The following is a 10,364-nucleotide window of genomic DNA, read 5'->3' as shown; positions in this document are numbered from 1 at the left end:
GGTTGTGAGAGGAGGGTTGCAGGTGGCAGTCGCGCTGTGGAACGGTCGTAAAAGGTGACGCCGCGCAGGATAGCGCTGTTTTTTTCAACACTTAGCGTAATGACGACACGCTGTCGCTTGCATGACCGCCGCCGACAGGTATAATCCAGAACGTTTCCGCATCCCCTTCAGTGCCGAAGTGGCGAAATCGGTAGACGCAGTTGATTCAAAATCAACCGTAGAAATACGTGCCGGTTCGAGTCCGGCCTTCGGCACCATTAACACTTCTTTTGACATTTCCTGAAGTCTACAAATCCAGAAAAAATCTTTAAAAACAAGCAAGTTACCGTATTTCATGGTCTTTGCTGGTCTCTTGTGGTCTACCCCCTTTTGGGGGCATAATCGGGGGCATGTCAATTCGATCAGGATTTGTGCCCCCAAAATGAAACTCAACGCTCGCCAGATAGAGACTGCAAAGCCGAAAGAGAAAGCCTATAAAATGGCTGATGGAGGCGGCTTGTATCTTGAAGTCTCCCCTAAAGGTTCCAAATACTGGCGCATGAAGTATCGCCGCCCGTCTGACAAAAAGGAAGATCGGCTCGCTTTTGGTGTATACCCGACGATCACTTTGGCTGAGGCTCGGGGTAAGCGCGATGCAGCAAAGAAATTGTTGTCTCAGGGCATTGACCCCAAAGTGGAGCAAAAGGGGGCACAAGCTGAAATTGAGGGGGCATATTTATTTGAAACTATCGCAAGGCAATGGCACGCAAGTAATCTAACTTGGAGCGAAGATCATAGCCGTCGCGTTCTGCTGACCCTTGAGCAGTATATTTTCCCCTCGATAGGTCAAATTGACGCTAGGACGTTGAGAACCAGCCAGCTTCTCAATCCGATCAAAGCTGTCGATACGGCAGGTAAACATGATGTTGCGCAGCGACTGATGCAGCGCGTAAACGCAATTATGCGTTTCGGTGTGCAGAATGACCTTCTTGAGTCAAATCCTGCCAGGGATATGGCTGGAGCGCTTTTAAGCGTTAAGGCGACCCATCACCCAGCGCTACCCCCAAAAAGAATCCCTGAGTTCCTTGAAAGATTATCACGCTATAAAGGGCGACTAATGACACGGCTTGCCGTTGAATTAACGCTACTCACATTTATTCGTTCAAGTGAGATGCGTTTTGCTCGCTGGAGTGAAGTTAACTTTGAACGAAGCGAGTGGACGATACCCGGAATTCGTAAGCCTATTCCCGGCGTAAAACACTCTGAGCGTGGGATGAAGATGAAAACTGAACATATTGTTCCGCTGAGCAAACAGGCATTTGATATTTTTAAACGTTTACATGCCTTGAGCGGTAAAGGTGAGGTGATATTTCCCAGCGATCATGACCCTAAAAAAGTAATGAGTGAAAATACAGTAAATAGCGCCTTACGTGTAATGGGATATGATACGAAAACGGAAGTATGTGGTCATGGATTTAGAACTATGGCGCGTGGTGCGCTAAGTGAGTCGAAACTATGGAATGATGACGCTATTGAAAGACAGTTAAGCCACGTTGAACGAAAAAACGTGAAAGGTTCATATATGCACACTTCTGAATATCTTGAAGAAAGAAGATTAATGCTGCAATGGTGGGCTGATTACATTGATGCTAACAAGAATGGATCTATCACACCATATGATTTTGCGCGTGTGCATGGAAAATAATTACCATTGTGTGGCTACGGAGAGATTTAAATGAATAACACACAATCTGATAATAATTTGTTTTATTTTAATAGGTTAACGTACATTACGCCACACGAAGTAGCGCTTGCTATGAATGGTTTTGACTATGATACCGAAAATGATGAATTGACTGAGATTCAATTAAAAGAGGTTATCAGATTAAGAAAGGCAATAACCAGAAATCTACAACTGATTAATGAATATAAAAACATATCCGCCACGCAAAAAGTGGAAGCGAACTTAGTATTAACTGCCGCTTATATCTTTCAGAGGGAAGATATTGTACCTGTGGAGATTAAGGAAAGAATTGAGAACGCATTGCAACAACAGGTAAAAAATAAAGGTTGGGGCGATATTTTAATGATGCTAGGAGGAAATGAATTATATGAAATTGGTAAAAAATTAAGGAGTAATGGCAGAGGGCAGTATAGAAAAGATGACGAGGATAATTATAGTTGTAAATTAATTTACCTGCTAATTGAATTACTTAAGAAACATGGAAAGGTAAATTATAGCGATAATAGTGTTATATATAATGATATTATTTCTTTTTGTAATGAAAATGAGATTCTATTGAAAGGAATTAAAAAAGCTACGTTTTATAAGAAAATAAAGTTGGGTAAAGACATTATAAAATACGGAGAGTGAATTTATTAATTACTTTCTGGATATCTCTCATTAGAAGGGGCTACAAGAGGCTCTAAGGGGCTATAGGGGGTAATACAGTGTAATACTGTGGTAATTCCTGAGTAATATGAATCGATAAAACGTAATAATACCTTTCAACGTATGATTTGTTTAATTTTTCATCCTATCTATATGAATTTTATTGATTTTATTTTTTGTGTATTTCCTTCTTCTTGTGTTCTTTCATATGAATATCGTTTCTTTTTTTCAGTGGAAATCATCACGTTTCAATAGAATCACCGTTTGTCTTAATAGATTCCATTATCACTAGAATGACTTTTTTTCAGTGTTTAAAGTCACCGTGAACTTAAGTAGAACACGGAGTAACAAGATGGAATATGCAAACAACCTTTCAGAGAATCAGACCCTTATCTCAGCAAAAGAGGTGTTAAGACGCGTTCAGCGTAGCAAGGCATGGCTTTACAAACAGCTTTCAAACAATACATTTCCCCGCCCGGTGAAAATAGGAACTCGTGCAATTTCATTTGTTGAAAGCGAAGTCGATCACTGGATTCAAGAGCAAATATATGCCTCTCGTGGTGAACGGCATGAAAATCACTAATAAAAAAGCCCGACAAAATGAGTTTGTGGGCTTAAAAATATTTTCGCTTACTGAAATTAGCATGGAATCTGAGAGAACGTCTATTCGCTTCTCTATTCAGCTTACTTGCTCTGGCTTATTTCTCCTGCGCTGCCGGCGTTTAATCTCGCCTTTTACAGCGGTAACAATAAATTGCGCTTTCGTTTCCCCATCTTCAAGGTTGCTTTCTAATTCTGCAACTACATCATGTGGGAAACGAGCATTAAGTTGCTGCGACTTGTTGTTAGTTGAACCCGTTGCCATTACTGGATCTCCTTGCGTTAGGTGCGATTCAGTATACGCAAAAAAAATGATAATAAAAGGCTTGAAGTGCGATTCACTTAAGGGTAGCTTTAAAAGTGAAGGTGCGATTCACCTTGTGAGTGCGAAGCCCGACAGTGCAGCAACACTAACCGGGCTTCTGACCAAACCGCTATATGAGGCAACGAAGATGGCTAAACAGAAGTGTACCTGGTTATTCGCGGCGATCAACCGCAGTCAACGCAATGCCCGCCCTGTGATGTTAAGGATTACCGCAGATAACGAGCGCTCAGCGCGGCGCAGACTTGCCCCGGACTACGTGCTGAGTTTTGCCGGTCGCATTCCCTGCGGAGGTGAACATGCGTAATTATCCGCAACCCGGCGAACGCTGGCAGCATGAGCGTGGCTGGACTGTCACGATTATCAGATTAACTGAAGCCTCGCCCTCCGTGGCGCTGGTTAACCCTGAATTCAGCTGTGAAGTGCTGATTCGTCATGACAGCGACAATAAGCTTTCTTCCTGCCCTCTGGCATGGTTTGAGCAGCGGTATACGCGCCTGTTTAATGCCCCGCTCTTTAAACCTTCGCCAGCTCCCGCGGGGGGTAGCGGCTCTGGCTCGCTGACGCTGCATCCGTCGGTGGTATTTACCCGCTGGCGGGAGCGCAGCATACGGCGTTCTGCTGAACCTGACGACAGTCACTATTCAAAGTTTCTCTGACAAAACACCGCTGAAAACGGAGTAATCCACGATGAATATTTCAAACGGGCACAACGGTGCTCAGGGCAACGCTTTGCCTGAAAAACACAATAGCGGTGCTTTTGCGTATGGGTTGTCAGAGGACGGTTTCGGAAAGCTGGCCCGCGTCAGAAAGGCCTGCGACATGTTGCAGCTTCTCTTTTCTGAATACCCCTCGCAGGGCGGAACGCTGGATGCAGGATGTGCGCCAGGCATCGCTGCGCTGATGGAGTACCTGCGGGCAGATTTGACGGATATTGCGCACAGTTGCGAACTGATTGAAGGAGGCACCCAATGAACCAGCCGCAGGTTTCTATTTTTCCGGCAGAAATGACCACTGCGCTTTACCGGCGGGCTATTGCATCGGCCTGGCGCCAGAAAGCGCTGACCGAAACCGGCTGCGATCACTATGGTCCGCACAGCCTGACGGTTGAACGTATTGAAATGGCCATTGCCCTGCATATCGAGTGTGCACTGATTAACGAATATGGCGAAGCACAGGGAGCAGCGGCTGCACTGGCGCTGCTGACTGACATGCTGGAGCCATCATTGCTGACCGCGCCACCGGTACTGACTGTGCGCGGTTGTGAAGTGATGTCGGAGCTGTACCGCACACTTCCGGCAGCATTTGATGACTTCTGCAGCTCGGGTGTATCGCTGTATCAGGGGGAAGTATGACAACACAGACGGTTACGCAGATTTCAGCCGCAGCGAGGGGAAAATGGCCCGTCATTCTGCAGATGCTGCGTATTGATGTACCTGAAAACGGCAGGCACGGTCCCTGCCCGAAATGTGGGGGCAAGGATCGCTTCCGCCTCGATGACCTCGACGGGCGCGGGACGTGGATTTGCAGCCAGTGCGGCAATGGTGATGGTCTGGATCTGGTTAAGCTCATAACCGGTTACGGCGTCAGAAAGGCAGCGCAGGAGGTGGCGCAGGTGCTTAATGTGCCGGATGTGCAGGAACTGCCCGTTAAGCCCGCTAGGCAAAAAGCCCCTAAACGCGATATGAGCCTTACCGTGGCGGCCTTGATGAAAGAGAGTCACACGGGAGAAAGCCCCTATCTGACCGGAAAAGGGTTCGCCGGGTACCCGGCCTCCCTGACCGGGAGCGTGCAGCATATCAGCGGTAAGGATTTCCCTGCCGGTTCCCTGCTGTTACCGCTCACGACGAACGCCGGAGCCGTGACCGGTGCACAGCTTATCGCCCCGACGGGTGAAAAAAGCATACTGCCCGGCAGCACGATGAAAGGCGCATTTGTGGCGCTCAGCCCGTTACCGTCTGAACCGCCGGTACAGGTGGTGATTACCGAAGGTTACGCCACTGCGCTGACGGTAAGCCAGATCACCGCCGGATGTGTAGTGGCTGCCATATCTGCGGGCAACCTGCCCAATGTCGCACAGGCGCTTCGGGCACGCTGGCCTGAGGTAAAAATTATCATCGCCGGTGATAACGATTTTCAGGACGGGGGCGAGAATCCCGGCAGATCCTTTGCTGAACGGGCGGCAAAATCAGTCGGTGGCTGGGTGACGCTGCCACCGGGAGAAATTAAAGCTGACTGGAATGACTTCCACCGTGAGCACGGTATTACACGTGCCCGTGAAGCCTTTCGTAACGGTCTTGTACTGTGCGGAGAAGGCCGCACGCAGCTGCCGCACGGGTTCCGTCTTACCCAGGAATATCTCTGGTATGAAAAACAGGTACAGCGCAACGGTGAGACGGAGATCCAGAACGTCAAAATATGCAACCCGTTGCGCGTGACGGCAATCACCTGCGATGCCGATGGCGGTAATTTCGGGCGACTGCTGGAGTGGGAAGATACATGGGGAGAGCGCCGCCGCTGGGCGATGCCGATGGAAATGCTCAGTGGTAGCGGTGAGGAACTACGCCGGGTACTGCTGGTTAACGGGCTGTCCTATATCAGCACCACCGGTGAGGCCCGTGCCCGCCTGATGGAATATATCTCGCTGTGTAAACCGGAACGCCGCGTGACCTGCGTCAGCCGCACTGGCTGGCATGGTCAGGTTTACGTCCTGCAGGATGAGGTCAGCGGTGAAGGTGCAGAGGGTGTCATTCTCCAGACCACTTCCGTGCAGGGGCGCGATTTCCGTGTGTCAGGTACAACGGAGGAATGGCGGGAGCACGTTTCCCGTTACTGCACCGGTAACTCCCGCGTGGCGTTTGCCGTCAGTCTGGCCTTTGCTGCACCCCTGTTACGGCTGGTTGGGATGGACGGCGGCGGCTACCACCTCAAGGGGGAATCGACTGACGGTAAGACCACCACCATGAAAGCGGCAACCTCCGTTTGTGGCGGGCCTGATTACTGGCAAACGTGGCGGGCAACCGGCAACGCGCTGGAGGGATGCGCCAGCCGCCGCAACGATGCCGCCATGATGCTTGATGAGATCCGGGAGGTGGACGGACGCGAGGCGGGTAATATCGCCTACATGCTGGCAAACGGTCAGGGCAAGGGCCGTGCCGGTACGGACGGTGAGCTGCGCACCCGTAAGCAGTGGCGGCTGCTGTTCTTTTCAACCGGCGAGCTGTCACTGACCGAACATGCGGCAAAAGCCGGTGAGCGTACCTTTGCCGGGATGGAAGTCAGGATGATCCAGATCCCCAGCGATTCCGGGAAATTTGGCGTATTTGAGGAGCTGCACGGCTTCGACAGCGGCAAGGCTCTGGCGGAACATCTGGAGTGGGCCACGTCCAGCTACTACGGTTCGCCGTTCAGGGAGTGGCTGAAAGCCCTGACCGCTGACCTTAACGGGCTGACGGCACAGGCAAAGTCACTGATGAAGGAATATACAGCCGCCCTGACCCCGAAAGATGCGGGTAATCAGGTAGGCCGGGCTGTGAACCGCTTTGCACTGGTGGCGATGGCGGGCGAGCTGGCAACCCGGCTGGGTATCACCGGCTGGCCTGAGGGTGAAGCGCTGCGGGCAACCCGCGTCTGCCTGAACGCATGGCTGAAAGATCGCGGGCACACCGCCAATCAGGAAGATATTGCCGCACTGGAGCAGGTACGCAGCTTCTTTACCGCGAATCAGTACAGCCGCTTTGCTGACTGGCACGACGAACGTAACCGCCCCGGCAATATGGTGGGCTGGCGCAGGGTGGAGAAAGGCAGTACCGCGCAGGGCACGGAGGCCGTCACCACGTTCTACGTCATGCCGTCCGGCTGGAAAGAAATCTGCCGGGGATTTGACCCGCGCAAGGTGGCGCGTCTGTGCGCGGATCGTGGATACCTGCTGCCCTCCACCGATGGCAAGCTGCAGACAACCATTCGCCCACCAGAGATGAATCCCCGCAGGCTCTATGTCTTCAACAGCGAGGTGCCGGGTTAAGGCTTTGCGTGAGTCTTATTTATTAAGGGTAACAGGTGAAACAGGTGGAACACCCGTATTTTACAAGGGCTAAACCTGTTTCACCTTCTGAAATAGTGAGGTGGAACAGGTGGAACACCAGCCGATCCGTTGTTCCACCTTGTTACCTGCGATGTTCCACCTGTGATGCGCATATAAATGTTTTACAAAACAATGGTGTAACACCTGTTCCACCTGTTCCACCGCATCCGGGACATAAAGCAGGCTGAAACAGAGGCATTTTTATCTGGCTGGCTGTCATGGCCGCGTCTGAATAACCGCAAACGCCCGTTGTGCCAGCCACCACACACTGAGCGTCGATAGTGCGCTTGTGTCAGTCACGACACAATTGACGTAACGAACCAACCCGGCAGGAGAAGTCATGAACAACACCGCAGAGAATAACAACCTTTCCACTTTTCCGGCTGTAACGCAGCAGGCAATGGAAACCCTGAACACAGCCAGAAGCGCATGGCTTGAAGCACGTCGTCGGCAGAAAGCGGCAGAGGATAATATTGCAACTATCCGCCAGCGCCGTGCTGAAATGGAAGCCACGACGAACGCACTGAATGATGAGTGGCGCACGCTGTTTCGTGAAAGTCAGGGCGTAGTCTCAAAGGAAATGAAAAAACTGCGCACGGAAATTGCGCTGGGACGAGAAACGCTTGAGGATTTTGATGAGCTGCTGGCGGCTCAGGAGAGCGAAAATGCACTTTTGCCACAGGAGACTGCGGAATTAGCCGGAAAGTATATCCACGCGCACGAGGCACTTGTGGGTATTCGCGCAAAACAAATCTGGGAAGATTTTATGCAATCGCATGGTAAGGCTCTCATCCAGACATTGAGCCTGCTCAAATCTACAATGGGCCGCGAAGCCAGCGCAGTTGTCGGTGTGGTACATTCAGTTAATGACCCGGACACACTGCTGAAAGACTTTATTCACAAACGTATCACCAAACCGGCTCTTGCTAACACTGCGATGCCGGAACAGGACCCTGTGTTTAAACTGGCGGGTGTTGCGCCGGATTACGCGGCTTGTATCGATTTAAGCAAAACCCCGTCACCGGCGGCCCTTCATAAAATGAAGATCCGTCATGAACGTGAAAAACAGCAGAAACGTAACCGTGATATGGAGAGTATCTGATGGCGCTTAAATGTCCCGAATGCGGCACTACGGCACACGCCAGAACATCAGCCTATGAAGCACCATCGGTTAAACGCTCATGGTATCAGTGCCAGAATCTCGAATGTTCCTGCACATTTACTGCACTGGAAAGTGTGGATACGATAATTATGAAACCCCGGCGCAATGAACAGGAATCAGATGAACCGGAAAACCATGAAAAACAAAAGAAAACGCTCAATCGTTATGGCTATGGCTCTGCATCAAAACTGTCAAACCGCCAGCAAATCCCTGTCTGATTAGAAAGAACGCCCACGCAATCCCGGTCCAGTACCGGGATTTTTTATACCTTTTTCCTGGCTGGCCTGAGAACGCATGAGTGCATGTCTATGCTGCATGAAAACGCATGAGTCTCATGCAGCATTTTTGACGCGAAAGCCCTTGTATGGCGGCTCCTGAGACGATTTACGAGGTGCATGAAAACCATTCTGTTAAGTGAAGCGGGCAGGCGGGCGGGGCAGTGCGCGCTTAGTTTCAAAACATGAAGTTGTTGATTGCTGAGGTATCAAGTAAAGTTGCATTCTATAGTTCCTACACCATTGAGGTGACATATGAATGTCGAGCAAATTCGCCCGCGCATTAGCAAAAATTTGAAAAATTTATTTCTAGATCCTAATAACTACCGTTTTGTTGACAATGACCAGCACAAGCCAGTCTCAGAAAAGGACATGCTAGATCCAACAATTCAGCGTAGGACTCGCTTTTTTATAGAAGGAAATAGACAAGAGAATATTAAAGATCTAATAGCAAGTTTTAAAGCTAATGGATACTTAGATGTTGATGTTATTCAAGTAAAGGATTTAGGAGATAACAATTATTTAGTCCTTGAAGGAAATCGTCGTGTAACGGCGCTGAAAGCATTGCAGGAAGCACATGAAAAGGGTTTTGATATTGGAAAACTAGACCCATCTATTTTTAGAAGTGTGCCTTTCGAAATCCATAATAATCAAGATGTTGAAAAACATCTGATTGTGATGGGATTGAAGCATATAAGTGGCAATAAAAAGTGGTCAACATTCAACCAATCCAAACTGCTTTATGATTTTTTAAAACCATATGAAGACAAAACTCGAGATGAGTATGTTGAAAAAGAAGATGAGCTAGTTAGTTCGCTCGGTATTTCTAAAACTCGTCTTCGCTCTATGCTTAGAGTTTATAATCTAATTTCCTTATATAAAACAAGTGAGTATGGTGAGCAATTCGAACCAAGTATGTTTGGTATTTTTGAAGAAATAATCAAAAAGCCTGTAATCAAATCTTGGTTAGACTGGAGTGATAACGGTTATTATGCTCGAAATTTAGTGAATCTTGATAGGCTTTTTTCGTGGATCTCTAAAACAGATGAATACCTTGAGAAAAATGAGCTAGAAGATGACATTGAAGAGGAAAGTAATGGTGAATACGTTGAGCTAGATCCAATAATTACTAAATCTCTTGAGATACGAGATCTTGCTCTGTTCATCAATAATGAAAAAGCCTTGAAGGTAATGGAGGATGAGCGTAGCCTTGCAAGAGGATTAGCTGCGAGCGGTTCAGTAAATCAGCAAAACTATAAAAATGCTTTAAGCAAGCTTGAAGACTCCTTGAAGGATTTAAATTTATATAGTAGCCTCATAAACCAAGAAGATTTGCGCTTATTAGATGATGCAAAAGAAAAACTAACACAAATAATGCCAAAACAGACGGCTATAAATATCGAAGGAGGAAACTATACAACTAATTTTGAGTATGGAGTAAAAAAACACTTTAAATCTATTCATATCAAAAAATATAAATTCTTTAAAAATTTCTCATTGGATAATTTCAATAAGATTAATATCATTGCTGGGTTTAATAATGCTGGGAA

The 10,364-nt window shown here is 48.2% G+C and carries 12 protein-coding genes and 1 tRNA gene; 12 read left to right on the top strand and 1 reads right to left on the bottom strand.

What is annotated here, in order from left to right; genetic code table 11:
• Positions 1 to 172: 172 nt before the first annotated feature.
• The 4 genes from KHQ28_RS27595 to KHQ28_RS27580 all read left to right on the top strand — a co-directional run bounded on the left by KHQ28_RS27595 (position 173) and on the right by KHQ28_RS27580 (position 2,954).
• Positions 173 to 257 (top strand) — tRNA-Leu (locus KHQ28_RS27595).
• 164 nt (positions 258 to 421) lie between these two features.
• Positions 422 to 1,684 (top strand): integrase arm-type DNA-binding domain-containing protein, encoded by a 1,263-nt coding sequence (locus KHQ28_RS27590; RefSeq protein WP_032418138.1) that lies wholly within the window; start codon positions 422 to 424, stop codon positions 1,682 to 1,684.
• 30 nt (positions 1,685 to 1,714) lie between these two features.
• Positions 1,715 to 2,353: a hypothetical protein gene (locus KHQ28_RS27585; RefSeq protein WP_032418137.1), complete on the top strand. Its 639-nt coding sequence runs from the start codon at positions 1,715 to 1,717 to the stop codon at positions 2,351 to 2,353.
• Between the two features lie 370 nt (positions 2,354 to 2,723).
• Entirely contained in the window at positions 2,724 to 2,954 is a 231-nt protein-coding gene (locus KHQ28_RS27580) for an AlpA family transcriptional regulator (RefSeq protein ID WP_000455466.1), read from the top strand.
• 96 nt (positions 2,955 to 3,050) lie between these two features.
• Here the strand turns inward: KHQ28_RS27580 and KHQ28_RS27575 are convergent, their stop codons facing one another.
• Positions 3,051 to 3,236, bottom strand: coding sequence for a YlcI/YnfO family protein (locus KHQ28_RS27575; RefSeq protein ID WP_032418136.1), 186 nt, complete (start codon positions 3,234 to 3,236; stop codon positions 3,051 to 3,053).
• Between the two features lie 187 nt (positions 3,237 to 3,423).
• Here KHQ28_RS27575 and KHQ28_RS29650 point away from each other — a divergent pair, with 187 nt between their 5' ends.
• The 8 genes from KHQ28_RS29650 to KHQ28_RS27535 form a co-directional block, all read left to right on the top strand.
• Positions 3,424 to 3,600 (top strand): host cell division inhibitor Icd-like protein, encoded by a 177-nt coding sequence (locus KHQ28_RS29650; RefSeq protein ID WP_001118612.1) that lies wholly within the window; start codon positions 3,424 to 3,426, stop codon positions 3,598 to 3,600.
• Entirely contained in the window at positions 3,593 to 3,952 is a 360-nt protein-coding gene (locus KHQ28_RS27565; protein ID WP_032418135.1) for a hypothetical protein, read from the top strand. Before KHQ28_RS29650 ends, KHQ28_RS27565 begins: the two co-directional genes overlap by 8 nt.
• Positions 3,953 to 3,983: 31 nt before the next feature.
• Positions 3,984 to 4,268: a hypothetical protein gene (locus KHQ28_RS27560; RefSeq protein WP_032418134.1), complete on the top strand. Its 285-nt coding sequence runs from the start codon at positions 3,984 to 3,986 to the stop codon at positions 4,266 to 4,268.
• Positions 4,265 to 4,648 carry a DUF5375 family protein gene (locus tag KHQ28_RS27555; protein WP_032418133.1) on the top strand — a complete coding sequence of 128 codons (384 nt, stop codon included), beginning with the start codon at positions 4,265 to 4,267 and terminating at the stop codon, positions 4,646 to 4,648. The genes KHQ28_RS27560 and KHQ28_RS27555 overlap by 4 nt, the downstream gene beginning before the upstream one ends.
• Positions 4,645 to 7,317, top strand: a complete 2,673-nt coding sequence (locus KHQ28_RS27550) for a TOPRIM and DUF927 domain-containing protein (RefSeq protein ID WP_032418132.1) — start codon at positions 4,645 to 4,647, stop codon at positions 7,315 to 7,317. Before KHQ28_RS27555 ends, KHQ28_RS27550 begins: the two co-directional genes overlap by 4 nt.
• Before the next feature lie 400 nt (positions 7,318 to 7,717).
• The gene (locus KHQ28_RS27545) at positions 7,718 to 8,479 is read left to right on the top strand and encodes a septation initiation protein (protein WP_032418131.1); all 762 of its coding nucleotides are present in this window, start codon (positions 7,718 to 7,720) and stop codon (positions 8,477 to 8,479) included.
• Positions 8,479 to 8,757 (top strand): ogr/Delta-like zinc finger family protein, encoded by a 279-nt coding sequence (locus KHQ28_RS27540; protein ID WP_211777770.1) that lies wholly within the window; start codon positions 8,479 to 8,481, stop codon positions 8,755 to 8,757. The genes KHQ28_RS27545 and KHQ28_RS27540 overlap by 1 nt, the downstream gene beginning before the upstream one ends.
• 312 nt (positions 8,758 to 9,069) lie before the next feature.
• On the top strand, positions 9,070 to 10,364 hold a 1,295-nt coding region (locus KHQ28_RS27535), incomplete at its 3' end, for a ParB N-terminal domain-containing protein (RefSeq protein ID WP_211777769.1).

The organism is Klebsiella sp. 28, from assembly GCF_018223905.1.
Classification (GTDB): domain Bacteria; phylum Pseudomonadota; class Gammaproteobacteria; order Enterobacterales; family Enterobacteriaceae; genus Klebsiella; species Klebsiella pneumoniae.
The sequence above is the reverse complement of the archived record's forward strand: the minus strand, read 5'-3'. Positions and strand labels throughout refer to the sequence as shown.

Coding starts and splice junctions, on each gene's coding strand:
- KHQ28_RS27590 (WP_032418138.1), top strand. CDS start 422: ATGAAACTCAACGCTCGCCAGATAGAGACTGCAAAGCCGAAAGAGAAA.
- KHQ28_RS27585 (WP_032418137.1), top strand. CDS start 1,715: ATGAATAACACACAATCTGATAATAATTTGTTTTATTTTAATAGGTTA.
- KHQ28_RS27580 (WP_000455466.1), top strand. CDS start 2,724: ATGGAATATGCAAACAACCTTTCAGAGAATCAGACCCTTATCTCAGCA.
- KHQ28_RS27575 (WP_032418136.1), bottom strand. CDS start 3,236: ATGGCAACGGGTTCAACTAACAACAAGTCGCAGCAACTTAATGCTCGT.
- KHQ28_RS29650 (WP_001118612.1), top strand. CDS start 3,424: ATGGCTAAACAGAAGTGTACCTGGTTATTCGCGGCGATCAACCGCAGT.
- KHQ28_RS27565 (WP_032418135.1), top strand. CDS start 3,593: ATGCGTAATTATCCGCAACCCGGCGAACGCTGGCAGCATGAGCGTGGC.
- KHQ28_RS27560 (WP_032418134.1), top strand. CDS start 3,984: ATGAATATTTCAAACGGGCACAACGGTGCTCAGGGCAACGCTTTGCCT.
- KHQ28_RS27555 (WP_032418133.1), top strand. CDS start 4,265: ATGAACCAGCCGCAGGTTTCTATTTTTCCGGCAGAAATGACCACTGCG.
- KHQ28_RS27550 (WP_032418132.1), top strand. CDS start 4,645: ATGACAACACAGACGGTTACGCAGATTTCAGCCGCAGCGAGGGGAAAA.
- KHQ28_RS27545 (WP_032418131.1), top strand. CDS start 7,718: ATGAACAACACCGCAGAGAATAACAACCTTTCCACTTTTCCGGCTGTA.
- KHQ28_RS27540 (WP_211777770.1), top strand. CDS start 8,479: ATGGCGCTTAAATGTCCCGAATGCGGCACTACGGCACACGCCAGAACA.